The organism is Lactiplantibacillus modestisalitolerans (genome assembly GCF_005405425.1).
Classification (GTDB): Bacteria; Bacillota; Bacilli; order Lactobacillales; family Lactobacillaceae; genus Lactiplantibacillus; species Lactiplantibacillus modestisalitolerans.
On record NZ_BJEA01000003.1, the window covers coordinates 73,391 to 99,984 of the forward strand.

General features: G+C 49.4%; 25 protein-coding genes. 24 read left to right on the plus strand and 1 reads right to left on the minus strand.

Annotation, left to right across the window (positions count from 1 at the left end; translation table 11 throughout):
• Positions 1 to 18 precede the first annotated feature (18 nt).
• From FFM79_RS02040 to FFM79_RS02115, 16 genes are all read left to right on the plus strand, one after another.
• Positions 19 to 1,083, plus strand: coding sequence for a M24 family metallopeptidase (locus FFM79_RS02040; protein ID WP_137641802.1), 1,065 nt, complete (start codon positions 19 to 21; stop codon positions 1,081 to 1,083).
• Positions 1,084 to 1,153: 70 nt separating this feature from the next.
• Positions 1,154 to 1,711, plus strand: coding sequence for an elongation factor P (gene efp, locus FFM79_RS02045; RefSeq protein ID WP_137641803.1), 558 nt, complete (start codon positions 1,154 to 1,156; stop codon positions 1,709 to 1,711).
• 45 nt (positions 1,712 to 1,756) lie between these two features.
• Complete coding sequence (locus FFM79_RS02050) at positions 1,757 to 2,215, plus strand: Asp23/Gls24 family envelope stress response protein (RefSeq protein ID WP_137641804.1); 459 nt, start codon at positions 1,757 to 1,759, stop codon at positions 2,213 to 2,215.
• The gene (gene nusB / locus FFM79_RS02055) at positions 2,212 to 2,631 is read left to right on the plus strand and encodes a transcription antitermination factor NusB (protein WP_137641805.1); all 420 of its coding nucleotides are present in this window, start codon (positions 2,212 to 2,214) and stop codon (positions 2,629 to 2,631) included. The genes FFM79_RS02050 and nusB overlap by 4 nt, the downstream gene beginning before the upstream one ends.
• 144 nt (positions 2,632 to 2,775) lie before the next feature.
• Entirely contained in the window at positions 2,776 to 3,633 is an 858-nt protein-coding gene (locus FFM79_RS02060) for a bifunctional 5,10-methylenetetrahydrofolate dehydrogenase/5,10-methenyltetrahydrofolate cyclohydrolase (RefSeq protein WP_137641806.1), read from the plus strand.
• Positions 3,630 to 4,982 (plus strand): exodeoxyribonuclease VII large subunit, encoded by a 1,353-nt coding sequence (gene xseA / locus FFM79_RS02065; protein WP_137641807.1) that lies wholly within the window; start codon positions 3,630 to 3,632, stop codon positions 4,980 to 4,982. Before FFM79_RS02060 ends, xseA begins: the two co-directional genes overlap by 4 nt.
• Positions 4,975 to 5,211 (plus strand): exodeoxyribonuclease VII small subunit, encoded by a 237-nt coding sequence (locus FFM79_RS02070; protein WP_137641808.1) that lies wholly within the window; start codon positions 4,975 to 4,977, stop codon positions 5,209 to 5,211. Before xseA ends, FFM79_RS02070 begins: the two co-directional genes overlap by 8 nt.
• Complete coding sequence (locus FFM79_RS02075) at positions 5,204 to 6,097, plus strand: polyprenyl synthetase family protein (RefSeq protein WP_371852195.1); 894 nt, start codon at positions 5,204 to 5,206, stop codon at positions 6,095 to 6,097. Before FFM79_RS02070 ends, FFM79_RS02075 begins: the two co-directional genes overlap by 8 nt.
• Before the next feature lie 14 nt (positions 6,098 to 6,111).
• Positions 6,112 to 6,927 (plus strand): TlyA family RNA methyltransferase, encoded by an 816-nt coding sequence (locus FFM79_RS02080; protein WP_137641810.1) that lies wholly within the window; start codon positions 6,112 to 6,114, stop codon positions 6,925 to 6,927.
• Positions 6,928 to 7,014: 87 nt separating this feature from the next.
• Complete coding sequence (locus FFM79_RS02085; protein WP_137641811.1) at positions 7,015 to 7,473, plus strand: arginine repressor; 459 nt, start codon at positions 7,015 to 7,017, stop codon at positions 7,471 to 7,473.
• A 97-nt stretch (positions 7,474 to 7,570) separates the two neighbouring features.
• Positions 7,571 to 9,268: a DNA repair protein RecN gene (gene recN / locus FFM79_RS02090; protein ID WP_137641812.1), complete on the plus strand. Its 1,698-nt coding sequence runs from the start codon at positions 7,571 to 7,573 to the stop codon at positions 9,266 to 9,268.
• 256 nt (positions 9,269 to 9,524) lie between these two features.
• Positions 9,525 to 12,377, plus strand: a complete 2,853-nt coding sequence (locus tag FFM79_RS02095) for an endo-beta-N-acetylglucosaminidase (protein ID WP_137641813.1) — start codon at positions 9,525 to 9,527, stop codon at positions 12,375 to 12,377.
• Between the two features lie 252 nt (positions 12,378 to 12,629).
• A complete protein-coding gene (locus FFM79_RS02100; RefSeq protein WP_174795720.1) occupies positions 12,630 to 13,820 on the plus strand; it encodes a betaine/proline/choline family ABC transporter ATP-binding protein in 1,191 nt (396 codons plus the stop codon).
• Complete coding sequence (locus FFM79_RS02105; protein ID WP_137641815.1) at positions 13,817 to 14,449, plus strand: ABC transporter permease; 633 nt, start codon at positions 13,817 to 13,819, stop codon at positions 14,447 to 14,449. The genes FFM79_RS02100 and FFM79_RS02105 overlap by 4 nt, the downstream gene beginning before the upstream one ends.
• Before the next feature lie 13 nt (positions 14,450 to 14,462).
• A complete protein-coding gene (locus FFM79_RS02110) occupies positions 14,463 to 15,398 on the plus strand; it encodes an osmoprotectant ABC transporter substrate-binding protein (protein WP_137641816.1) in 936 nt (311 codons plus the stop codon).
• Positions 15,398 to 16,051, plus strand: a complete 654-nt coding sequence (locus FFM79_RS02115; RefSeq protein ID WP_137641817.1) for an ABC transporter permease — start codon at positions 15,398 to 15,400, stop codon at positions 16,049 to 16,051. The genes FFM79_RS02110 and FFM79_RS02115 overlap by 1 nt, the downstream gene beginning before the upstream one ends.
• A 155-nt stretch (positions 16,052 to 16,206) precedes the next feature.
• On the opposite strand, the gene FFM79_RS02120 is transcribed toward FFM79_RS02115, so the two are convergent.
• Complete coding sequence (locus tag FFM79_RS02120; RefSeq protein WP_137641818.1) at positions 16,207 to 16,548, minus strand: hypothetical protein; 342 nt, start codon at positions 16,546 to 16,548, stop codon at positions 16,207 to 16,209.
• Positions 16,549 to 16,737: 189 nt separating this feature from the next.
• Between FFM79_RS02120 and gmk the strand changes: the two genes are divergently transcribed.
• The 8 genes from gmk (at position 16,738) to pknB (ending at position 26,581) form a co-directional block, all read left to right on the plus strand.
• The gene (gmk, locus tag FFM79_RS02125; protein WP_137641819.1) at positions 16,738 to 17,358 is read left to right on the plus strand and encodes a guanylate kinase; all 621 of its coding nucleotides are present in this window, start codon (positions 16,738 to 16,740) and stop codon (positions 17,356 to 17,358) included.
• Positions 17,355 to 17,567 (plus strand): DNA-directed RNA polymerase subunit omega, encoded by a 213-nt coding sequence (gene rpoZ / locus FFM79_RS02130; RefSeq protein WP_137641820.1) that lies wholly within the window; start codon positions 17,355 to 17,357, stop codon positions 17,565 to 17,567. The genes gmk and rpoZ overlap by 4 nt, the downstream gene beginning before the upstream one ends.
• 245 nt (positions 17,568 to 17,812) lie before the next feature.
• Positions 17,813 to 19,045, plus strand: a complete 1,233-nt coding sequence (coaBC, locus tag FFM79_RS02135; protein WP_137641821.1) for a bifunctional phosphopantothenoylcysteine decarboxylase/phosphopantothenate--cysteine ligase CoaBC — start codon at positions 17,813 to 17,815, stop codon at positions 19,043 to 19,045.
• A gap of 15 nt (positions 19,046 to 19,060) precedes the next feature.
• Entirely contained in the window at positions 19,061 to 21,478 is a 2,418-nt protein-coding gene (gene priA / locus FFM79_RS02140; RefSeq protein ID WP_137641822.1) for a primosomal protein N', read from the plus strand.
• 21 nt (positions 21,479 to 21,499) lie between these two features.
• The gene (gene fmt / locus FFM79_RS02145) at positions 21,500 to 22,447 is read left to right on the plus strand and encodes a methionyl-tRNA formyltransferase (protein ID WP_137641823.1); all 948 of its coding nucleotides are present in this window, start codon (positions 21,500 to 21,502) and stop codon (positions 22,445 to 22,447) included.
• Positions 22,447 to 23,790: a 16S rRNA (cytosine(967)-C(5))-methyltransferase RsmB gene (gene rsmB / locus FFM79_RS02150; RefSeq protein ID WP_137641824.1), complete on the plus strand. Its 1,344-nt coding sequence runs from the start codon at positions 22,447 to 22,449 to the stop codon at positions 23,788 to 23,790. The genes fmt and rsmB overlap by 1 nt, the downstream gene beginning before the upstream one ends.
• 17 nt (positions 23,791 to 23,807) lie before the next feature.
• Positions 23,808 to 24,557 carry a Stp1/IreP family PP2C-type Ser/Thr phosphatase gene (locus FFM79_RS02155; RefSeq protein WP_137641825.1) on the plus strand — a complete coding sequence of 250 codons (750 nt, stop codon included), beginning with the start codon at positions 23,808 to 23,810 and terminating at the stop codon, positions 24,555 to 24,557.
• On the plus strand, positions 24,554 to 26,581 hold the full coding sequence (gene pknB, locus FFM79_RS02160; protein WP_137641826.1) for a Stk1 family PASTA domain-containing Ser/Thr kinase: 2,028 nt from the start codon (positions 24,554 to 24,556) through the stop codon (positions 26,579 to 26,581). The genes FFM79_RS02155 and pknB overlap by 4 nt, the downstream gene beginning before the upstream one ends.
• The last annotated feature ends 13 nt before the right edge of the window (positions 26,582 to 26,594 follow it).

Here is a 26,594-nt window from a genome sequence, read left to right on the forward strand (position 1 = left end):
AATGATGGGAGTGACTCAATGTCAAGTCGAATTGAACGATTACAACAAACGTTTGACCAGTTGAAAATTGATGCGTTCTTAGTTTCTAGTGAAGCTAATCTGCACTATTTAACTGGAATGCCCGCAATGGCCGGTGACGGCTACTTGTTGGTGCTGGCAGATTCGGTCTACCTGATTACGGACGCGCGTTACCAGACGGCGTTTAATGGCCAGTATGATCAGGATCATTTGGTGATTACGCGTGATTATTTAGGGGCGGTTTGCAAAATAATTGCCCAAACGCAAACCGGCGTCATGGGATTTGAAGCTGATTTACCGTACGCCGCTTACAGTTACTTAGATGAATATTTAACGAGTGACTTGGTCGGGCTACCGGACGTTGTTGACCAGCTACGAATTACCAAAAGCGCGGAAGAAATTCAGCGCTTACGTGCTGCTGCGCAGTTGGCGGACGCTGGTTTTGAATACGTGACGAGCATTGTTCGTCCGGGAATGCGTGAAATTGACGTTAGCAATTTGCTGGACGCCTTCATGCGCTCGCACGGGGCTAGCAACCCGTCGTTTACCACCATCGTATTAGGGGGTGCGCGGGCGGCGTTACCGCACGGGACGGCGTCAACGGCAGTTCTTGAGGCCGGGCAAATGGTGACCCTAGATTTTGGGTACTTTGTCAATGACTATACGGCTGATATGACCCGGACCTTTGCGCTTGGGACGCCGGATGCAAAGCTGAAGACGGCTTATCAGGCCGTTCAACAGGCTCAGCAGGCGGTGATTGATCACGTACAGGCTGGCGCTAATAGCGCGGATCTGGACGCGGCCGGGCGTGATCTGTTAACCAAGGCTGGCTACGGTCCCGCGTTTAATCACGGGATGGGGCATGGCATTGGCTTGGCGATTCACGAAGGTCCCCTGATTTCAAAAAATACGAACAACGTTTTAGTTGCGAATAGTGTTGTGACGGTGGAACCTGGCGTTTATTTCCCTGATTTAGGCGGGATTCGGATTGAAGACGACGTCCTTGTGACGGCAACTGGGCACGAACGATTAACGCAAGCTACGCGTAATCTATTGATTTTGTAGTCCAGACAGTTGCCACGGCGGCGTGGTCTTGTTATAGTTATTAAGATATCTTCGAGGAGGACTTTTAAACATGATTTCAACAGCAGATTTTAAAAATGGATTAACCATTGAAGTTGACAATGCAATTTGGCGGATCGTAGAATTCCAGCACGTTAAGCCAGGTAAGGGTGGCGCCTTTGTTCGTTCTAAGTTAAAGAACTTACGGACGGGTGCGGTTCAAGATAAGACTTTCCGGGCCGGTGCACGGATGGAACAAGCCCCAATCGAAAAGAGCACGATGCAATACTTATATGAAGATGGGGATAGCTACGTCTTCATGAACACCGAAACTTACGAACAACTTGAAATTCCTGGTGAACACATTCAAGACGAATTAAAGTTCTTGAAGGAAAACATGGAAGTTCAAGTAACCTTATACAAGGGCGAAGTGCTTGGAATTGATTTACCAAACACCGTTACTTTGGAAGTTACTGAAACTGAACCTGGGATCAAGGGTGACACGGCTTCAGGTGGTTCGAAGCCCGCAACCCTTGAAACGGGTGCCATTATTCAAGTGCCATTCTTCGTTAAAGCCGGCGACAAGTTAATCGTTAACACGGTTGATAGCACCTACGTTTCCCGCGCTTAATTCAACGACGAGTACCGACAAACATGGAATTGGAGGAATGTCAAAATGGCTGAAAGTAGCAACATTACGTTACAAAGTCAAGAACCCAGCTTAGGACAAATTCAAATTGCACCAGAAGTGCTTGAAATCATCGTTGGTATCGCGGTAAGCCAAATTGATGGCGTCAACCGGATGCAGGGCACGATTTCTTCCAGTGTCAATGAGTTGTTTGGTCGCAAGAAGAGTCTTGGGAAGGGCGTTAAGCTGACAATCGTGGATGACCAGATTAGCGTAGACGTTTACGCCTACCTCAACTACGGTGTATCCGTTCCGAAGGTCGCTTTAGCTATCCAAGATAAGGTAAAGCAACAGATCTTAGTAATGACGGACTTAGCGTTGAGCGAAGTTAACGTGCACATTACCGGGATCGTGACCGAAAAGACGGAGAGCGCAATCGATCCGAACAACCTTTTTGGTGATGAAGACCCCGCAGTCGATGAAAATGAAGATGGTGAAGAATCGTGAGTTTAACCCGTCATGAAATTCGGGAAAAGGCATTTCAGGCGCTTTTTGCGCTCAATGCAAATCCGGATGCTGATGAAAATCAGTTATTCCAACAATTGTTAAATCCAGCCGGAACCGCTGAACTGGAAATACCAGCGTATCTGAGTACGCTGGTAACGGGTGTCCGTGAACACCAGGCTGACTTAGATACTAAAATTCAGACGTATCTAACGCGGACCTGGTCATTGGACCGGTTAGCGAAAACCGACTTGATTATTTTGCGAATTGCCTTTTATGAATTAGCGTTCGTCGACGACGTACCGGCTAAGGTGGCCGTTAACGAAGCGATTGAATTAGCAAAGGCGTTTAGCGATGACCAATCGCGGAAATTCGTAAGCGGTGTGCTTGGTAAAGCGGTTAAAGACCAGCAAGCTTAGCTTAAAACCGAACAATTTGATGTTCATCCGTAAAAGTCTGGCGCTTTGCCAGACTTTTTTTAATAACTTATCATTTAACCGTGATTTAACGGCCGGATGAATATGCTAAAATGGTGGCAGACAAATTAAGGGAGCGTGGCGTAAGTGACAGAGATTATTGATGGTAAGGCAGTTGCTAAAAAGGTGAACGCGGTAACGGCCAAGGCAGTGGATGAATTGAAACAGCGTGGTGTTCAACCAGGAATTGCCGTAGTCATTGTGGGTGCGGACCCGGCGAGCCAGATTTATGTCCGGAATAAAAACCGCAAGGCGCAGGCCCTCGGGATGTATTCCGTTGTTCGGGAATTACCAGCAAGTACAACGCAAGCGGAATTATTAGCGGTGATTGCAGAATACAACGCTGATGACCGAATTCACGGGATTCTCGTGCAATCACCGTTACCTGCTCAAATCAATGAGCCGTTGATTACGATGGCCATCGATCCCCATAAGGACGTGGACGGCTTTCACCCAACCAACGTTGGTAAGCTCTTGACGAACTTTCCAGGCAATTATCCGGTTGCGAATACGCCCCGAGGAATTATGACGATGTTAGCGGAATACGGTGTTGATCCGGCTGGTAAAACGGCGGTCGTCATTGGTCGTAGTACAATCGTTGGTAAGCCTATGGCAGCGTTGTTGACGAATGCCAACGCGACGGTCACGATTGCTCATAGCCGGACGCAAAATCTTAAGGCGCTAGCAAAAACGGCGGATATTTTAGTCGTTGCCACTGGAATTGCGCATTTAATTACCGGTGCCGATATCAAACCAGGAGCTACCGTGATTGACGTTGGCATGGACCGGGATGAAAATGGTAAACTAACAGGGGACGTTGATTTCGAAAGCGCCCGCCAAGTTGCCGGACTCATTACCCCCGTTCCGGGTGGTGTGGGCCCGATGACGATTGCCACCTTGATGCAAACCACGGTGGAATTAGCAAAATGGAGTGATGCTGAGTGAGTGACAGTCAACAATATTTGACGGTTTCCGCATTGACGCAGTACATTAAACGTAAATTTGACGTGGACCCGTATTTAGGTAAGGTGTACCTCACGGGTGAAATTTCTAACTACCGGCCGCGGCCGCGTACCCATCAATACTTTAGTTTGAAGGATGATCACGCGAAAATTTCGGCGATCATGTTTAAAAGCGCCTTTGCGAAGGTTAAGTTTCAACCCGAAGAAGGCATGAAGGTATTGGTCGTCGGTCGGATTGGGCTGTATGAACCAAGCGGCAGTTATCAAATCTACGTCGAGCGCATGGAGCCTGATGGCATCGGCGCGCTGTACCAGGCGTATGAACAATTGAAAAAGAAGTTAGCGGCTGAGGGCTTATTTACTGCGCCCAAAAAGCCGCTTCCGCGTTTTCCAAAACGAATCGCAGTGGTGACCAGTCAAAGTGGTGCGGTGATTCGCGATATTATTACGACGGTTCGGCGTCGTTATCCAATTGCCCAGATTGTGTTGTTCCCAGCGCAGGTTCAGGGGGACGCTGCGGCACCAGAAATTGCGCGCCAAATTGAGCGCGCCAACGCGACTGGTAATTTTGATACTTTGATTATTGGTCGGGGCGGGGGTTCGATTGAAGACCTGTGGCCGTTTAATGAAGAAATCGTGGCGCGCGCGATTGCAGCGAGTGCTTTACCGGTTATTTCATCGGTCGGCCACGAAACTGATACGACGATTGCCGACCTGGTTGCCGACGTCCGGGCGGCAACCCCCACGGCGGCAGCCGAATTGGCAGTTCCGGTCTACAATGACGTCCTGTTGCAACTGAAACAGGACCAAACCCGCGTCTTAAACGCCTTTCAAAACCGGGTCCAACGTGAACGCCAGCGGTTGGCTAAGTTGCAAGCGTCCTACGTGTTTACCCAACCGAACCGTTTGTATGAAGGGTATTTACAAAAACTCGATCAGCTCACGCAACGACTTAAACAAGCTGGTCAGGTTCAAGTTAATCAGGCTGAGCTGCAAGTTCAACGGGTAACGCAGGGATTGATTCAACAGACCCCCGTGCATCAAGTTCGCCAAGCGCAAACCCAGTTAGCTAACTTACAGCAACGGCTGAACCGGAGCGCCCAGTTAGTGACGCAGCAAAAGCGGCAGCAGCTTGCGCAAGCAGTGCAGTCGCTGGACCTATTGAGCCCACTGAAAATTATGGGACGCGGTTACGCCTTTGTAACCGATGGCGAGCAAGTGGTTCATGGCGTTGAACAGTTGCAGGTGCAGCAAGCCGTGACGATTCACATGGCTGACGGGCAAGCGCAAGCGCAAATCACCAAGATCGATGGAGGAAAGCGAAATGGCTGAACAACCAACTTTTGAACAAAATTTAAACCAATTAGAAACCATTGTTAATCAATTAGAGCAGGGTGACGTTCCTTTGGAGCAAGCTTTAACGCAGTTCCAAAAAGGGGTCGCGTTAAGTAAGCAGCTGCAAGCAACCTTAGAAGGGGCTGAAAAGACGCTTACAAAAATGATGGACGAAACGGGTAACGAAGTGCCGTTAGACCAATCGGACGCGGATGCCAATGACTAGCGCAGCGGTTTTAGCCGCCTTTGAACAGCAGTGGGTGCCGCGAATCAACGCTTACTTGGATGAGCAGTTACGTGATTGTAGTGATCGCCCCGTTTTAACGGAAGCGATTCGCTATTCGGTTTTAGCTGGTGGCAAGCGCTTACGACCATTATTAACGCTGGCGGTTTTAACCACTTTTAACCAAACGATTACGCCCGCCCACTTACGGAGTAGTACCGCGGTCGAGTTAATGCATACTTATTCGTTAATTCATGATGATTTGCCAGCGATGGATAACGACCGATTACGGCGGGGCGAGCCGACGAGTCACGTGAAGTTTGGTGAAGACGTTGCCATTCTGGCGGGCGACGCGCTCCAACCGTTAAGCTTTGAATGGTTAGCAAGTAGTGGATTGGACGCTGCCGTGGTGGCCGCCCAAGTGCGGGCCTTTGCGGTTGCGACCGGTCCCCGTGGAATGGTGGCAGGGCAAGTGGCCGACGTTAAAAATACGGGCCACCAGCTAACGCTCCCCAAATTACGTCAGTTGCACCGTGAAAAGACCGGCGCTTTAATTCATTACGCGGTTGAGTCGGGCTTAATTCAAGCGCAGGTGCCAACGAACGTTGCCGCTGCTTTGCTGGATTATGCGGATGCGTTTGGGTTGGCGTTTCAAATTTATGATGATATTTTAGACGTCACGAGTACGCCGGCTGAGCTTGGAAAGGCCACCCATAAGGATGCTGGTGAGCAGAAGAATACGTATCCTGAATTACTGGGGTTAAGCGGCGCCGAAGCGGCCTTAAAACAGGCCGTTGCGGCTGCCCAAACCGCGTTAGCGACGGCCAGTGTCCGCAGCCAGCGGCCGATGACGTTATTGGGTGCGTTTTTGACGTATTTTACAAATTAAAGGACTTAAATTAGATGGAAAAAGAACGAGTTGACGTATTATTAGTACAACAAGGGTTATTTGATACCCGTGAAAAAGCGAAGCGGGCCGTGATGGCTGGTGAAATTCTGGGTGTTAATGAAGAACGGCTGGATAAACCAGGAATGAAAATTCCGGTGACCACGGAATTGCATTTGAAGGGCAAGCCAATGCCGTACGTTTCCCGTGGCGGGCTCAAGCTGGAAAAGGCCCTGCAGAGTTTTAAAATCGACGTGCACGACCGGACCGTTTTAGACATTGGCTCTTCAACCGGGGGATTCACCGACGTTGTTTTGCAAAATGGCGCTAAAATGAGTTACGCACTGGACGTTGGTAGTAACCAGTTAGTCTGGAAATTGCGGCAAGATCCTCGGGTTGAAGTCATGGAAAAGACTAATTTCCGCTACAGTAAGTTAGCTGATTTTCACCGTGGCCAGCCGAACTTTGCTTCAATCGACGTTTCCTTTATTTCGCTGCACTTAATTTTGCCACCGTTGCACGCCATCATTGAACCGGGCGGTGACGTGGTGGCCTTGATCAAGCCCCAGTTTGAAGCCGGCCGTGAACACGTTGGTAAGCACGGGATTGTCCGTGATCCGGCCGTTCATACGGCGGTTTTGACCAATATTGTAAACTTTGCTCAGGAAGCTGGTTATAATGTGCTCGGGTTAGATTATTCACCAATCAAAGGTGGCGAGGGCAATATCGAATTCCTGATTCACTTACAAGCTACCGCTGAAACGCCTACCGTAGCGCCATCCGTCTCGATTGAGCAAACCCAGCAAGCCGCCTATGATCAGCTGAATAAGTAACGAATTCTAATTCAGGTCTTTCATATTTATGCAAAATAGCTTATCATGTGGTTAAATGGATTTGAATAAGCCGCCGGGGGTGATCGGGTGAAAAAGCAAGAACGCCAACGATACATTAAACGATTATTAAGTTCAAACGAAATTGAACGACAAGAAGACTTTGTCAGTTTGTTACGGGCCGAAAATATTGAAGTGACGCAAGCAACGATCTCACGCGATATTAAGGACATGCAGCTGGTCAAGGTTCCCTCGGCAACGGGTGGTTACCATTATAGTATGCCGGTCCAAAAGCAAATGGATACGGAAAAAAAGCTCAAACGCACCTTGCGCGACGCTTACGTATCGTACGCAACGCAGGATAAGTTTGTGCTCATCAAGGTTCTTCCTGGTAACGGCCCGGCACTGGCAACGTTGATTGAAGCAATGCACTACGAAGAAGTTTTCGGCACAATTGGTGACGATGCGACCGTTTTGATCATTTGTAAGTCCCTGGCCATGACTTTGGACTTACAGCAACGACTTCAACGACTTTTAAATGATAACTAGCAAATTAGTTAGTGCTGTTCGACCTGCTCACTTGTGTGTCAGGTCGCTTTTTTTACAGCAACGGAAGATTTGACGACTGACTAAGGGAGGCTGTACCGTGTTACAGGAACTGTCAATTACGAATTTTGCGATTATTGAACACTTAGACATTGCGTTTGAAAATGGGATGACCGTCCTAACGGGGGAAACCGGGGCTGGTAAATCAATCATCATCGATGCCGTCGGGCTGCTAGCCGGTGGGCGCGGTTCCCAGGAATTTATCCGTACGGGGACCGATAAAGCGGTTTTACAAGGCATGTTTATTTTGCCAGCGGACGGGGTCACGGCGAAGCTACTCGACGAAGCGGGGATTGAGCACGCGGATAATACGGTGATCCTGCAGCGCGAGATTGCCAAGAGCGGTCGCAATACTTGCCGGATAAACGGCATGCTCGTCAATACCACTACGCTAAAGAAAATTGGCGAAACGATCGTCGATATTCACGGGCAAAATGAGCACCAGGAACTCATGCAACCTGAGAAGCACCTGGGGCTGTTAGATGAATTCGCGAATAAGCAAATTCACGAGTTACGGGCGCGCTACCGGCAACAGTACCAAACGTACCGCCAGCTTAGCCAAGAACTCCGGCAAAAAAATGATAACGAAAAGGAATGGGCCCAACGCCTAGACATGCTTAACTTTCAAGTTGAGGAGATTGCGGCGGCTCAGGTCAAGGTGGGGGAAGAAGCGGACTTAACCGCTGAACGGGACCGGTTGGATAATTATCAAATGATCAACCAAGCCCTGCAGCAAAGTTACGCGTTATTATCAGCCGATGAAGAGACCAGTGGCGCGGTTGACATGGTGGGGACCGCCATGAACGCCTTAGAACCCATTGCCAATTTAGATCCCGCGTTCAATGAAATTTTAGTTAACGTTAAAAACGCGTTTTACGGGTTACAAGACGCGGCGGGGCAAATTTCGAACCAGTTGGATCTACAAGAATTTGACGAGGGTCGGCTGGATGAAATTGAACAACGGTTGGACGTTTTGAGTCAGTTGAAACGAAAGTACGGTGATTCGGAACAACAGATTCTCGACTATTATCAAAAGATTGCGGCGGAGTTAGAAAAAATGACCGATTCCGAAGAGAATAGTGAGGACCTCGCCCAACGAGTGAGTGATCAGAAAGCGGCCCTCCTTAAAACTGGGGAAGCGTTGTCCGACCAGCGGCGCAAGAGTGCCAAGAGCCTCCAGCGCCAAATTCACCAAGAATTAAAGGATTTGTATATGGATAAAGCGGTTTTTGAAGTCCGCTTTAAACCAACGAACGGTCAAATTTACCGGAGCGGTTTAGATAACGTTGAATTTTATATTCAGACCAACCCGGGCGAACGGATGCGGCCGTTAGCGAAAATTGCTTCTGGCGGGGAACTCTCCCGGATGATGCTTGCGCTTAAAACCATTTTTTCCGAGTCACAAGGGATTACCAGTATCATCTTTGACGAAGTGGATACCGGGGTTAGTGGCCGGGTCGCGCAGGCGATTGCCGAAAAAATCAACGGGATTGCCAAGTTTTCGCAGGTACTTTGTATTACCCACTTACCACAGGTCGCCGCAATGAGTGATCACCATTACTTTATTGCTAAGAAGATTAAGGCGAACCGGACTAAAACTAGCGTGATGAAACTTGACCAGCCGGCCCGGGTGCAAGAACTCGCCCGGATGTTAGCGGGGACGAAGGTGACCAAGCTATCTATGGAACATGCTGAGGAGCTATTGCGACTGGCCGGTGAGGAAAAAAGTAGTCAATAAATAATGATCAATGAGAAGAGCGTGTGCCAAAAGTCGGCTGACTTTTGGCACACGTTTTGGCTATTGACATTTGGGAACACAAGCGGCTGTGACGTATACCACAGCCGCTTTGATTTGGACATTTTTTGTAGATTATTAAATTAGTGTACTAACTAATTTAATTTATGGATTACTTTCATAATTGAAAACGCTACCATTTACCTGTTAACGAATAGTGCACCAAATAAATTGATGCTTTTAGGGGAGGAACGTTTCAATGAAAACGACGCATTATCGCAAAGCAACGCTCGCGCTAGCCCTACTATCTTTGTCAGCGGGGCTGGCAGCGTGTCAAAAGTCAACGAGTCAGAGTTCGAGTCAGGTTAAGTACAAGCAGACCGCGGAAGCCACGGTGGATAAAGGGATGGACAACATGCCGGAAGAACCGTATTGGTTTCCAAATCAATTATTAAAGTGGCAGTTTAAGCGCGATAAGAACGCGCAGGCCTACGTTGCCACTGAACCACTCGCGAAGCGGATCAACAAGCAACAATTACCAACGGTCAACGCGACCCAAAATCCCAAGATGAAGGTTGTGGCACTGTCCATTATGAACAGCTCAACCAGTGGCAACGCCCCGCGGGGAATCAATACGGTCGACGCCAACGTTTTTTCTAATTGGCAATACATTGACCAGTTAGTTTATTGGGGTGGCGCTGCCGGCGAAGGGCTAATCGTCCCACCAACGCCGGATGTGATTGATGCGGCCCACAAAAACGGGGTACCGGTTCTCGGAACCGTTTTCTTCCCACAAATTCAGAGTGGTGGGAAGCTCAAATGGTTGAACGAATTCTTAAAGCAGGATAAGGATGGTCATTTTCCAATCGTTCCTAAGTTGATTGCGGTGGCCCAGGCGTACGGGTTTGACGGCTGGTTTATTAATCAGGAAACTGATCCGGAAGTGGAAAGCTTTGACGACGTTGCCGATGGTGATGCTAAGAAGACGACGACCAGTCAAGGGTTGACTAAAAAGCACGCCGAACTAATGCAGGCGCTAATTAAGGAATACAAGCAACAAGCAGGCAATAAGCTGGATGTTATGTGGTACGATTCGATGACCAGTGACGGCAAAATGGACTGGCAAAACGCGCTAACGAAGGAAAACCAAGCGTACTTGGTGGACGCCAATATGAAGCCGGTTGCCGACACGATGTTTATGAACTTCTGGTGGACCAAGGACCGGTTAGCGAAGCAGGATTTATTGAAGCAGTCACGGGAACGGGCAGAAAAACTAAAACTAGATCCATATAACTTGTTTGCCGGAATTGATGTCCAAGAAAACGGTACCGCGACGCCCGTTAAGTGGAACTTATTTGCCAATGATAAAAACGTACCGTACACGTCGCTAGGGTTGTATGCGCCTAACTGGACTTACACGTCGGCCGAAGATTTGGATGAGTTTCAAGCTAAGGAAAGTGCTTTTTGGGTTAACAGTAATGGGGACCCATCGAAGAGCGTTCCGTCCAAGAGCGAGACTACGTGGCCGGGAATTTCAACCTACGCTGTGGAACAAAGCGCAATTACTAAGTTGCCGTTTGTCACAAACTTTAGTTTAGGTAACGGCTATAATTACTTTGTGAAGGGGCAAAACGTCTCGTTGCGGGATTGGAATAATCGTTCCGTACAGGCCGTCAACCCAACGTATCGCTGGATGATTGATAACGACGGGCAAAACCAACTGAAAGCTGACTTTGATTACAGTGATGCTTATGAAGGTGGTAACGCCCTTAAATTTAGTGGTAACGTTCAAAAGGATACGGCCAGCACCGTTAAGTTATATACGACAAAGCTGAAATTTAAAGCGACCACCCAAGTGCAGTTAACGGCTAAGGCGAACGCTAAGAGTCAATTCGACCTAGTGCTGCACTTAAACGATGGGCAAAAGCAAACTGTTAAGGGTAAACGGGCCGTCACTAAAAAGTGGACGACCGTCAAATACGACGTGTCCCAATTGGCGGGGAAGACCGTAACGGGAGTTGATCTTAAAATCACGCCGAGTGCTAAGACGGCCAGCTATGAAGCGTCACTAGGACGACTGGCAATGACCGGGAAGCAACAGGCTGCACCGAAGGCTCTGAGTGGCCTGAAAGTTACGAGCAAGAAGTTTGATGAAGAGGGGAAAGTTGCCGGGGTTAACTTAAAGTGGCAAGCACCGACTGACCAACAACTGGATCGTTATGAAATTTACCAAGTGAATAGTGATCAGAGTCGTTCATTCTTAGGCACAACGACGGCTCCAAACTTCTATGTAAATGGATTAGACCGGAAGAGTAATCAGGACGAAAGTGATTTTATTGTGGTCCCGGTCGATATTTGGAACCAGCGTGGTGCGGCTTCAAAAGCGGCGACGCTGACTTGGCCGGATAACCGCAAACCAAAAGCAGCCTTTACGGCGGCAACGACGTTAGCGGCTCCGGGAACGACCATTAAATTTACCAATGAGTCGTCTTCAAATTCTAAACAATTCAAGTGGGAATTTGAAGGGGCTGAACAAACGACGAGCACTGCTAAGAATCCAAGCGTGACCTATAAGAAGGCCGGGACCTATAATGTAAAATTAACGGCTAAAAATGCGGATGGTCAGCGGACGGTTACTCAAGAAAAATTAATTACGATTACGGATCAGGCTAAGGGCGACCTAAAGACCCTTTCTAAGGGTGCGAAGACCGATGCCTCTGGCTTTACTAACAGTAGTGAAGCGCCTAAATTGGCGGTTGACGGCAAGCTAGATACGAAGTGGTGCGCAACTGGTAATCCACCGCATACGCTCACCATTGACCTAGGAAAGGCCCAAACGGTTAGTGCGGTCAAGCTCGCGCATGCGGAAGCTGGTGGCGAAGGCAAGGATATGAATACGCAGGCGTGGACGATTCAAACTAGTACCGATGGTAAGACCTTTAAGCAGGTGGCGCGGACGTTGAATAATTCAGCGGCAACCAGTGAAAATACGTTTGCGGCAACGACTGCGCGCTATGTTCGAATTGTAGTGGATAAACCAACTCAAGTTGCTGATTCGGCTGTCCGAATTTACGAAATGAACGTGTTGGGGATTAACCAAGTTCTCAAATAATGAATAGATATTGAAAGTTTAAGGTGTTTAAGAATAATTATGCAAGAGTTTGAATTTTATATTCAAACTCTTTTTGATTAAAATAACGGTGTATCAAGGGGTGGTAGCGATTGCAGATAGCCGTAGTTGGCAATTTATGTGACGTGTTGTTTGCAATTTCCTTTCCGGATAAGTTATCCTTAGTAGGGTACAGTTTATTAAGTAAATTGAATAAGCTGAAAAAAGATTGGAGTGATGAGGTTGTTTCTGACAATGTCCCATTTGAATAAAACATATCCTGGCGGCAAAGTAGCTGTTAAAGATTTCAACTTGGAAATTGAAAAAGGTGAATTTGTGTGCTTCATCGGAACTTCTGGTTCGGGTAAGACGACGACCATGCGAATGATTAATCGGATGTTGAGTCAGACTTCCGGGACCATTAAGTTAAATGGTGAAGATATTGGTAAGATGGATCCCGTGAAATTGCGGCGTAAGATTGGTTACGTTATCCAAAACATTGGTTTAATGCCCCACATGACCATTCGCGATAACATTACCTTGGTGCCCCGCTTACTAAAGTGGCCCCAAGAGAAGATGAACGAACGCGCTAAGAAAATGATTAAGTTAGTAGAACTTCCTGAAGACTATTTAGATCGTTATCCTTCCGAACTTTCTGGGGGGCAACAACAACGGATCGGGGTTGTTCGGGCGCTAGCGGCGGATCAAGACCTGGTCTTGATGGACGAACCGTTTGGGGCGCTTGACCCAATTACCCGTGAATCGTTACAGGATTTGGTTAAGGATTTACAAGAACGGCTTGGTAAGACCTTCGTATTTGTTACCCATGATATGGACGAAGCGTTGAAGTTATCCACGAAGATCGTCATCATGGATGGCGGTGAAATTATGCAAGTGGCCTCACCGGACGACGTGTTACGGCACCCCGCAAACGAGTTCGTTGAAAACTTGATCGGGAAAGATCGCTTGATTCAAGCCCGGCCAAGTATTACGACCGTTGGCCAAGTCATGTTGAAGGATCCAATTGCCACAACGCCGGGTAAATCTTTGACCGATGCGTTGCGGTTAATGCATGATAAGCGGGTTGATAGCCTACTGGTTACCGATGAAGCTGGTATCCTGAAAGGGGTCATCGGCATTGAAGACGTTGACTACAACTTCAATTCGGCAACGAGTGTCAGTGACATCATGGAAAAGGACCTCTTCTACGTTCAATCGAATTCATTAATTCGTGATACGGTTGAACGCATCCTCAAACGCGGGCTGAAAAATATCCCGGTCGTTGATGACAAACACCGGCTCGTTGGGATCGTGACGCGGGCAACGCTGGTGGATATCGTGTACGACGCACTTTGGGGCGACGAGGCGGAAGACGAAGCCTCCAATAATATTCATCACGAGGAGGACGCAGCCCCAGCCGACGCTAAAGGCGGTGAGACTAAATGATTAGTTTCTTAGAAACTTATGGCGCGCAGATGATTTTAAAAACGTGGCAACACATTTATATCTCCGCCTTCTCACTGGCCTTGGGGGTCATTGTGGCGGTGCCACTCGGGATTTTAATGACGCGAGTAAAGTCATCGGTCGCGAACGTCATCATGTCGATTGCTAGTATGTTACAGACGATTCCAGCGATGGCCCTGTTGGCCTTAATGATTCCGTTCCTCGGGATCGGGGCTTTTCCAGCAATCATTGCGCTGTTTATCTATTCATTACTGCCAATTCTTCGCAACACCTACCTTGGAATGGAAGACGTGGAACCCGCGCTGATCGATGCAGCTAAAGGCATGGGGATGACGGGCTGGCAGTCGATTATCAAAGTTGAAGTTCCAATGGCGGCGCCCGTGATCATGTCCGGGGTGCGGTTATCCGCAACCTACGTAATTGCGTGGGCAGCCTTGGCTTCCTATATCGGTGCCGGCGGTTTAGGTGACTTTATTTTTAACGGGTTGAACCTTTACCGTACCGACCTAATTTTAGGTGGGTCGATTCCGGTCATTATTTTAGCCCTCATCGTCGATTGGTTACTGGGGAAACTCGAAGCAGTTGTGACCCCACGGACCACGCAATCGTAAGGGGGGAGCTCACATGAAAAAATTAAAGAAATGGTTCTTAGGTTTAATTGCGACCGTTGCGAGTGGGTTACTCTTAACGGGTTGTGGTTTTCCAGGCCTATCCGGAACGTCCGCTGGAACGGTTCGGATTGCCGCTCAAAACACCACCGAGCAGCAAATTATGGCTTACGTTATTCAAGATATGATTCAACACTATTCAAACATGAACACGACCTTGATTAATAACTTAGGTTCCGGGACAGTTAGCTTTAACGCCCTTAAAAACGATCAGGCGGACATTTCGTCGATTCGGTTTACTGGGACCGACCTGACGACCATTCTTGGTGAAAAGGTCGACCGGGGACATGTTAAGGAAACTGACCAGTTAGTTAAGGATGAATTTAATAGTAAATATCATATGACTTATTTCCCAACGTACGGTTTTGCGGATACTTACGCCTTTATGGTGACTAAGGAAACCGCTAAGAAGTACAATTTGAAAACGGTCAGTGATATGAAGAAAGTTGCACCGAAGTTGACGGTTGGGTTGGACCAAACTTGGTTGGAACGGAAGGGTGACGGTTACGCTGCGTTCCAGAAACTCTACGGTTATAAGTTCGGAACGACCTACCCAATGCAAATTGGACTAGTTTACGACGCGTTGGAATCTGGTAAGATGGACGCCATCCTAGGTTACTCTACTGATGGTCGGATTGGGAGTTATGATTTGACCATCTTAAAGGATAATAAGAATTTCTTCCCACCATATAACGCGAGCGCCGTTGCAACCAATAAAGTGCTTAAGGAACATCCAAAGTTGAAATCAATTTTGAGTCGCTTAAACGGTCAAATTGATTTAAAGACAATCCAGAAGTTAAATTATAAGGTTGATAATAACTTGGAGGAACCGGAAACGGTAGCCAAGAACTTCTTGGAACAAAATAACTACTTTGAAGGGAGTGACAAGTAATGGCTAATATGAACTTGTTAGAGCAATTGGTTTATTACTACCAACAAAACGGTGCGTACGTTTTAAGTCAGTTTAGCCGTCACTTCCTCGTGTCGATCTACGGGGTACTGTTTGCCGCCATTGTGGGGATTCCGATTGGGATTTTCATTGCGCATCACAGTAAGCTGAGTTCGGCGGTGATTGCGTTAGCGAACGTGATTCAAACGGTACCGTCGCTAGCGATGCTATCAATTATTATGATTGGCTTGGGACTCGGAGTGAACACGGTGATTGTGACCGTCTTCCTTTACGCGTTACTGCCAATTATCAAGAACACCTATACGGGCATGCTGAACGTGAGTCCGTCGATTTTAGATTCCGGTAAGGGGATGGGAATGACCAGGTGGCAAATTCTGCGCATGGTTGAACTCCCGTTATCCTTGTCGGTTATCATGGCTGGCTTACGGAACGCCCTCGTCCTTGCTATTGGGATCACCGCCATCGGGACCTTCGTTGGTGCCGGCGGCTTAGGGGATATCATTATTCGTGGGACTAACGCCACGAACGGTGGTGCCATCATCTTAGCCGGGGCGTTGCCGACCGCGTTAATGGCGATTATTTCCGATACGGTCTTGGCTTGGATTGAAAAACGGGCCGATCCGACGCAAAAATAGTTAAAATAAAAAGATTGATTTACAGGAATTCCAAACGGACTCATTCAGGGAAGTCGGAGGAAACTGTAACATCAATCTTTTTTTTGCACCAAAAACACCACGCGCATATGCAAGGTAATATAGCCGTGATTGCATCTTTTGATGCAAGCGTTGTTTTAATTCGTTAAGCGCTCAATGTAGCGAACGTTGTTGGGGTCAATCAAATGGGTTAAGTGTAACCGTTGATTGATCAGCACCAGTTGGCCGTTCGGTAACGTTTTAAGCTGCCCGTGAATATTGTACGGGTGGGCCGCCGTTAATTGGGGCTGCATCTGGATGCGTAGCCGGTAATGCCGTTGCTCAGCCTGATTGAGAAACTGCTTGCGTTGAAAAACAGGCATCGTGGGCATTAACGGCGCCGGTTGGTCCGGGGTAGCGTTAAAGTCATCCATAAATTGGCGGTACGTTGCCTGTAAATTTTTAGAAATTAACTTGAGATTGGATTGTTGATTTTGCATGTTTGCCACCTCGAACATTTGTTTGTGTTTTCATTATACGAACAAGCGTTCTAAAATGCAAGCGAAAAATTTGGTTCGTTTGGATTAGGATGAGAAAAGCGGGCTCAACGCTTGATAAAGCTTGCAATCTCCGGGTAAAAAGTGCAAAATAAGCTTTAAAACATATTTAATTAAGGGGAATTTGTGATCATGGCGAAACAAGGCATGTTAATCGTCTTATCAGGTCCTTCGGGTGTCGGTAAAGGTACCGTCCGGAAGGAAATCTTTGACTCAGATGATAACGATTTTCAATATTCAGTCTCGATGACGACGCGCGCAATGCGTCCGGGCGAAGTAAATGGGAAAGACTATTATTTTGTCTCGAAAGAAGAGTTTGAGGCTGAAATTAAGAGTGGCGGAATGCTTGAATATGCTAAGTATGTTGACAACTACTACGGAACGCCCTTAAAATATATTAAGCAGTCACTAGCGGCAGGCAAGGACGTTTTCTTGGAAATTGAAGTGAACGGGGCCATGCAAGTTCGCGAGAAGATGCCCGATGGGGTGTTTATTTTCTTGACGCCGCCCGATTTAATGGAATTAAAACACCGGATTATTGGCCGGGGCACGGATGATATGGCCGTAATTAATAAGCGGATGGCTAAAGCCGTTGGTGAAATTAAAATGATGCGCAATTACGATTACGCCGTGATTAACGATGAGGTGCCATTAGCGGCCGAACGAATCAAAGCGATTATTCGTAGTGAACGGTACAGTGTTAAACGGGTCATGCCCGAATACGAAGAAATGTTAGGAGATGCGGAATCTTGATTTTATACCCATCAGTTGATGATTTATTGAAGCAAGTTAATTCACGCTATTCATTGATTATGTTGGCTAGCAAGCGCGCCCATGAATTGGATGCCGGTGCAAGTCCCATGTTAAGCAACTACAAATCAGTGAAAACGATTGGTCGGGCCTTAGAAGAAATCGCAGCTGGCGATTTAATGATCGACCCCGACGAAAAGGATAAGGATTAACGGTTAGTGGTTGGAAACGGTGCTGAGCTAATGGAGCTTAGCGCTTTTTTTATGGGTTCTTGTTAGCAATGATCCCGGTAGCTGAATTGGACGGGGCGCTCGCTAATGGGACCCTTCGGCGGCTTGAAGCTTCACCTCATCCCCGTTTCTTGATACAATTGACCCATTGATAAATGACGGTCCGAGTAGGTACCGCCAAATGAACCCGCGGTAAAAGTTGAGCCGTGGGGTAAGGACGTGAAAAAGTGGAGATTTGGAAAGATTGTCACGTTACCGTTGTGGTTAGTGGCGGTATCGCCAGTTATAAGGCCCTCGTGTTGATTCGGCAACTGATGAAACGGGGCGCGACGGTCCGGGTTGCGTTAACGGCCCACGCGGCTGAGTTTATTACCCCGTTAACGTTTCAAACGTTGACTCGTCAACCAGTGGTGTTGAATGAGTTTACGACGAGTGATCCGTCCCACGTTGTTCACGTGGCATTAGCGGACTGGACCGACGTCATGGTCTTGGTTCCGGCAACGGCTAATCTCATTGCCCGGGTGGCGAACGGTCTCGCCGACGATGCGGCGACCAGCACGATTTTAGCGACCACTGCGCCGAAGTACGTGGTGCCCGCGATGAATTCACACATGTACGCTAACCCGGCAACTCAGCGTAATTTACGACAACTAGTGGCCGATGGACTAACGGTGCTAACGCCGGCAGATGGAATGCTAGCGGAAGGCTACGCGGGTCGGGGGCGGATGCCGGAGCCCGAAGCAATTTTGGCCTGGTTAACGGATCAGCAGATTCAACGGACACCGTCGTTACCGTTAACCGGGCGGCGCGTGCTTGTGACGGCGGGCGGTACGCGGGAGGCCTTGGATCCGGTCCGCTACATTACTAACCGTTCGTCGGGTAAAATGGGTTATGCGGTGGCTGCGGCAGCCCGGACAATGGGGGCGCAGGTCACGCTCATTAGTGCGGCAACGCATTTGCGTGCGCCGGCCGGCGTACAAGTACTACCAGTAGCGTCCGCCGCGGAACTCCGCGATGCGGTCGTCACCCACTTTGAGGCTTGCGACTTATTAGTCATGGCAGCCGCGGTGTCGGATTACCGCCCCGTTCAAACTAATCAACAAAAAATTAAAAAACCGCAGGACCATGCGGACTTAACGTTACAATTAACGGAAACAACGGATATTTTAAAGGAACTTGCAACCCGTAAAACGCACCAGTACGTCGTGGGCTTCGCGGCCGAAACGCAAAACCTGTTGGCTAACGCGCAACACAAGTTAACCAGTAAGCGGCTGGATTTGCTAGTTGCCAACGATGTTTCACAACCCGGAGTCGGCTTCAATGGTGACACCAACCAGGTGACGCTATTACGGCCGGACCAGGCACCGCTGACGACCGCCCTGATGTCTAAGCGGGCGGTTGCAAACCAAATTTTAACCACGGTTGTCGCTGAAACTGGCTGGCAACCACAACCAAAGTAAGAAAGGAAGGTCGTTGTGGCAGAAATTGCACAAGTATTGGTAGACGTGCCGACCATGCAAACGAACCGGCCGTATAGTTACCGTATCCCGGCCGCTTGGCAGGCTCAGGTCCAACCCGGGATGCGAGTTGTAGTTCCGTTTGGTCGCGGTAAGCGCCGGGTGCAAGGGTTTGTGCTCAGTTGCGGCGACCAGCCGGAATTTGACGGAGCGTTAAAAGAAATTGACGCAGTTGTTGATTTAGCGCCCGTTTTAAATACGGAAATGTTGGCCCTTACCAAGTGGTTAGCGGCCAGCACCTTTTCGTTTCAAATTACTTGTGCGCAAACGATGTTACCAGCGGTAATGCGCGCAAAGTACGTCAAACTTTTACGACCAACGACTCAAACGCCGCCCGCGGTTCGGACCACTTGGTTTGGTGATCAGCCGGAAGTGCCGTTTGATCAGGTTGCGACGACGTCTCAAGCGGTGAGCCAATTATTACGGTTACAGGCTGCTGGAGAAGTTGACGTTTACTACCAAGTTAAAAATCAGGCCCGGCGAAAGACCCAATTCGGGGTTAAAGCCCGCTTAGACGCAAGCGCCATTACCGCGACGGAGGGCGAATTACGCCACGGCGCAAAACAACAATTGGCGCTCCTGAAGGGGTTAGCCACGTTGAACGGTGAGACCGTCACGCAGGCGGACTTTTGCCAGCGTTTTGACGTCAATCCGGCTACGATTCGGACTGGTGAACAGAAGGGTTGGTTGCAACGAGTTCAGCTGGAAGTTTACCGCGACCCCTACGCAACGAGTGAAATTAAGGCCACGCAGGCGTTGACGTTAAACGCCGAGCAACAAGTTGCCGTGGATCAGATTACGCAAGCCGTCACGCAGGACGCGACGACCACCTTCTTACTTGAAGGGGTCACCGGGAGCGGTAAGACGGAAGTTTACCTCCAATCAATGGCGGCGGCCCTGGCTCAGGGAAAGACCGCACTGATGCTCGTGCCCGAAATTTCACTCACTCCCCAAATGGTTCAACGGGTGCGCGGACGATTTGGTAAGGCGGTTGCGGTACTGCACAGTGGGCTTTCAAACGGTGAAAAGTACGACGAATGGCGTCGAATCCAACGCGGTGAAGCCCAGGTCGTTGTCGGTGCCCGCTCAGCCGTGTTTGCGCCGCTTAAAGACATTGGTTTAATCGTGATGGACGAAGAACATGAAAGCACTTATAAGCAGGACGACGCGCCACGTTATCACGCCCGCCAAGTAGCGCTGTGGCGTAGTCAGTACCACCATTGTCCGGTCGTTCTCGGCTCCGCGACGCCGTCACTGGAAACCCGGGCTCGCGCTGAAAAGGGCGTTTATCAGCGGTTAGTACTGGCTGAGCGGGTCAATCAACGCCCGTTACCGACCGTTTCCATCATTGATATGAAAAAAGAAATGCAGCAACACGCGGAAAGTAATTTTTCGGCGCCGTTGTTGGTCGCGCTTCAAGACCGCTTAGACCGGCATGAACAAAGCGTTTTAATGCTCAACCGGCGGGGCTTCTCATCGTTCGTTTTGTGCCGGGACTGTGGGTTTGTGCTGAAGTGTCCCAACTGTGACATTTCACTCACGCTCCACATGGACAGCCACACGATGAAGTGTCATTATTGCGGCCATGAGGAACCAATTCCGCGAATCTGTCCGAACTGCCACGGTCATCAAATTCGATACTACGGCACCGGGACGGAAAAGGTTGAAACGGAATTGAAAGAATTGCTACCCGACGCCAACATTATTCGGATGGACAACGATACGACCCGGAAAAAGGGGGCCCACGCGAAGCTGTTGGCTAAGTTTGGCAGTGGGGAAGCTAATATTTTAATCGGCACGCAAATGATTGCGAAGGGGCTGGACTTTCCGAACGTTACTCTGGTTGGGGTGTTAAACGCCGATACCGGTCTGGGACTGCCCGATTTTCGGGCTAGTGAGCGGACCTTTCAGCTACTAACGCAGGTCAGCGGCCGCGCCGGTCGGGCGACTAAGCCGGGGCACGTTTACATTCAAACTTTTAATCCGGACCACTATGCGATTCGGTTTGCCCAGCACCATGATTATGAGGGCTTCTTCAAGTATGAAATGCGGATGCGCCACCAAGGGGACTACCCACCGTACTACTTTACCGTGCAAATTACTGCCAGTGACTTGGATGAGGCGGTTGCGGCCAAGCGCATGTACCAATTGTTACAATGGCTGCGCCCACGGTTAGCATCGCAAACCATTATTTTGGGGCCAACGCCCAAGCCAATCGCCCGCGTTAATCGGCGTTACTACTATCAAATTGTGATTAAATATAAACGTGAGCCAAACCTGGCCGCCACGTTAACGACGTTGTTACATGAAACGCAGGCCCAACAACGCCAAGGCCTTCAAATTGGAATTGACGTTGAACCGTTGCACTTTATGTAAGTATTCAGGAGGAATCAAGGTATGCCATCAATCGTTTTTATGGGGACCCCGCAGTTTGCGGCGCCCATTCTAGAAAGTTTAATTGAACAGAAGTACCAAGTTTTAGCGGTGGTTACGCAACCCGACCGTAAAGTTGGTCGTAAGCACGTTTTAACCGCGTCACCCGTGAAAAAGGTGGCCGTGGCGCACAGGATTGAAGTGCTCCAGCCTGAAAAAATTGGTGGGAGCCCAGAAATGGCCCGGATCATCGAACTTCAGCCTGATCTAATCGTGACGGCTGCGTTTGGGCAATTTTTACCAACGAAGCTATTAAAAGCGGCTAAACTGGCCGCTATCAACGTCCACGGCTCGTTATTACCGAAGTACCGGGGCGGCGCTCCCGTCCAATATTCGATTATTAACGGCGAAGCCGAAACCGGCATTACCATTATCTACATGGTTAAAAAGATGGACGCCGGCGACATGCTCGCACAGCGCGCCATTCCAATTGAAAAAACCGACGATACCGGTACGATGTTTGAGAAGCTGAGCCGCGTCGGGCGCGACCTCTTACTTGAAACGCTCCCCAAGTTAATTGCCGGTGAGCTAACCGCGACGCCGCAAGCAGAAGATCAGGTCACCTTTGCCCCTAACATTCAACCGGAGCAAGAGGCGGTCGACTTTAAGACCCAAACGGCGGCTCAAATTGACAATCAGGTGCGGGGAATGCGGCCAGCCCCAATTGCGTACACGGTGTTAGCCGGCAAACGGACTAAGCTTTGGGACGTGACGCCACTAACCGAAACCGTGACGCAGGCCCCTGGTCAAGTAGTTCGCCGCGAAAAGCACGCGTTAGTGATTGCGGCGGCGGCCGGAACGGCGTTAGCGATTAACCAGCTCCAACCAGCTGGGAAGCCTAAAATGATGATTACTGATTATTTAAACGGGTCCGCTGACACGTTTACGACCGGAGAGCAGGTTATTGATTAATGACGAAATTAGATGAAAATCCCCGTTGGCTAGCCGTTACGGCCCTAGCCAAGATTAAAAACGGTGCTTATTCCAACTTACAGTTAAATCAGCTCATTCGTGAGCATTCGCTGGACCGACGCGATGTTAACCTATTAACCAACATGGTTTACGGCGTGATTCAGCACCGCTTGACCTTGGAGTTCTGGCTCAAGCCGTTTGTCAAGCGGCCCAAGCAGCTGGTGCCCTGGGTACACGAGCTCCTATTAAGTGCGCTTTACCAGTGGCAATTTTTGGATAAAATTCCACAACGCGCGGTCTTTAATGAAACGATTGAGATTGCGAAAGTCAAGGGGCACCCGGGAATCCGGCGGTTCGTTACCGGGGTGCTCCATCAAATGGATAGAAGCGGGTTGCCGGCCTTTACGACGATTGAAGATCCCGATGAACGCCTGCAAGTGATGTACAGTATGCCCAAGTGGATTATCCAGGAACTGCGGCGCCAGGTTGGTCAGGATAAGATGGTTGCGGTGTTAGCCTCCTTAAACCAACCGGCGAAACAGGCCTTACGGGTCAACCTTGATCAAGCGACGGTCGCGGACGTTCAGGCGGAACTTGAAACGGCCGGCCTAAGCGTTGAACCGAGTGCCGTAGCGCCCGCCGGCCTAATTGTTACCGCGGGTCAGGCCGTTAATACGGCCGCGCTGGCGGCGGGCCGGTTGACGATTCAAGACGAAAGTGCCCAACTGGCCGTGGACGCGTTGGATCCGCAACCCGCAGACCGGGTTTTAGATGCCTGTGCGGCGCCCGGTGGTAAGACGACCCAGATTGCGGCCGCACTAGCTGCTGAGCAGGGGGGCCAAGTTACGGCCCTCGATATTCACACCAGTAAGGTGAAGCTAATTGCGAAAAATGCGGCACGGATGCACGTGGCTAACCGGGTAGCGGCGACCCAACTCGACGCACGTAAGGCGCAGAGCGAGTTCGGTGACGCCCAATTTGACCGCATCCTAGTCGACGCGCCCTGCTCGGGGTTGGGATTAATGCGGCGGAAACCTGAAATTCGGTATGAAAAGCAGCTGGCGGATAGTTTGAACTTGCAACAAATTCAACTTGCAATCTTAGCTGCGGTCGCACCAACCTTGAAAAAAGGTGGTATCATGACGTATAGCACTTGTACAATTTTAGAACAGGAAAATCAGGCGGTCGTTGAGCAGTTCCTCGCGACCCACCCTGAATTTGAATTAGAAACAACGCCAACTAAGCAAGGGTTGAAGGCGGATCGGTCAACGAAAACGTTGACGATTTATCCGGATGATTATCTATCCGACGGCTTTTTCATCGCTTGTTTACGGAAAAAATAACGCTGGAGTGGTGAATCGTGGATTTTGCATATCGGTCGGATATTGGCCAACAACGCGAAGAAAATGAAGACTATGTTGGAGTATTTAAAAATAAAGCCGGAATTAACTTTGCCATCGTTGCTGACGGCATTGGCGGCCACCAGGGGGGCGACGTTGCCTCCGAGATGGCGGTCTCACACATGGGCTACCGGTTTGAAAATACGGATTTTGATCAGCCGGACGACGCGGTCAAGTGGTTGTCGGCGGAAGTTCAGGATGAAAACCGACACATTATTGAAAAGGCTCAGGAATTTTCCGATTTAAAGGGCATGGGAACAACGATGGTTGCGGTCATTCTTTTTAATGAAGATTTTTTAATGGCTAATATTGGTGACAGTCGGGGCTACTTATACCGCGACGGGGCCTTACACCAGTTAACGGAAGACCATTCGCTGGTCAACGAACTGGTGAAGCGCGGGGAGATTTCGGCGGAACAAGCCCGCAAGCACCCGCAAAAGAATATCATTACCCGGACTTTGGGCATTTCGCCCGACGCCGATATTGATACTAATTTGTTTCCGATGCAACCGGGAGACCAACTGTTACTCTGTTCAGACGGACTCACGAACATGGTCAGTGATGATCAGCTGGCAACGGTGTTAAAGGATGGCAACCAAACCGCAACCGAAAAATGTGAAACCCTCATTAAATTGGCCAACGCGGCCGGTGGGTTAGATAACATTACCGCCTTAATTGTCGCGGTTGATGGTGAGGTGGCCGCTAGATGACACCCAACTATACCCTTAGCGGACGGTATCGAATCGTCCGGTCCTTAGGTGAAGGTGGGATGGCCAACGTTTATTTGGCACACGATTTAATTTTAGATCGAGACGTCGCGGTAAAGCTCTTACGTTTGGATTTACGGGATGATCCGAAGACCATCAAGCGTTTCCAGCGGGAGGCCCTCGCGACGACGGAGCTGGTTCACCCGCACATCGTGAGTTTGTACGATGTCGGGGAAGAAAACGGGATGCAGTACTTAGTAATGGAGTACGTCAAGGGGATGGACTTGAAGAATTATATCAAGTCCCAGTTCCCACTACCGTTGCAGCAAGTGCTCGATATTATGGCTCAAATTTTAAGCGCGGTGGCGACCGCCCACGCGCACAACATTATTCACCGGGACCTTAAGCCCCAAAATATTTTAATTGACGAAGCCGGCAACGCAAAAATTACGGATTTCGGTATTGCGGTGGCGTTGTCGGAGCACACGATGACCCAAACCAACACCATTTTGGGTTCGGTCCACTATTTGTCGCCCGAACAAGCCCGTGGCAGCATGGCGACGAAGCAGTCGGATATTTACTCGCTCGGGATCATCTTGTACGAGATGTTGACGGGTTCGGTACCGTTTAATGGTGAAACCGCGGTTTCGATTGCGTTAAAGCACTTTCAAAGCGCAATCCCCTCGGTACGGGATTACGATGCGGATATTCCGCAGGCCCTTGAAAACGTGGTGTTACGTGCAACGGCCAAGGATCCCCGGAACCGTTACGCCGCGGTTGAAGATATGGCGGCTGACTTAAAAACCACGTTGGCGCCAGCCAGAGCGGGTGAAAAGCGCTTTGAACCCGCTGATTTAAACATTGATGAAACTAAAATTATGCCCAGCGCGGATATTCAGGCGGCCTTAGCTGCTAGCCAGGATGGTAAGACGCAGGTCATGCCGCGGGCACACGAAGCACCAGCTAAACCGAAACCGGCCGCTTCCAAACCCGCTGAAGCGACCCCGGAAGATAAGCCGTTACCGAAACGGTCGTGGGCGAAGCGCCACCCGTTACGGCGCAAGTTGCTGATTGGGTTAGGGATTGTTTTACTGTTTGCCTTAGCGGTATTGGTCGGTTGGGAGCTCAGTCAACCGCAAGCCACGACCATTCCGAAGGTGACTGGGATGACGAAGCAGGCTGCCACCGAAACGCTGGCAAAACGCCACTTATCAGTTGGAACCGTTCGGCGCGTCAAGAGTAATCGGGTGCGTAAAAATCAAGTGATCAAGTCGACACCAGGTGCCAAAACATCGGTTCCGGAGCGCTCTAAGATTGGGTTGACTATTAGTAGCGGTGCCAAAGAGATGAGTTTTGGTAACTACGTGAACGATAGCTATCAAGACGTGCGGCAAACTTTGAAGTCGGCGGGCTTTACCGTCAAAAAGGTCTACAGTACCTCGGACGTAACGGCCGGCCAAATTATTAGTCAGGACGTTGCGGCCGGCAGTCGGGTCTTACCGACGGATACGACCGTGACCTTCACCGTTAGCGCTGGGAGCCACTACGTTAACTTAAAGGATTTAACGGGTGAGAGTCAGCGCGACATTTTGACCTACGCTCAAGACAACGGACTAAACGTGAACTTTCAGCGCGGGTATACTGACGAGCAAAAGGAAGGCTACTCGTATGACCAAGAGCCCGATGGGGGCACTAACGTCCGTTCGGGTTCCACGGTGACCGTAATGATGTCACGTGGTAATCAACCGACTAATCAGCCGGACCCTAAAAACTTTTACGTTAAGGTCACCATTCCGTTTAAGGCCTTAACGGCGGCAGCCCCTCAGGCTAATAACGTTAAGATCTATTTGGAAGACGATACCCATACGCGGGAGACGCTTTACCGGGAGTTAACGATTATGCATGATACCCGGATTAGTTTACCGTTTCAATTAACGGGCGATTTGAAGGGCCGGTACCGAATCGTTCGCAACGGGGTGACGATTGCCAATAAGACGCAAATTACGGCCGAAGACGCAACAAATTAAGTGAAAAGTCATG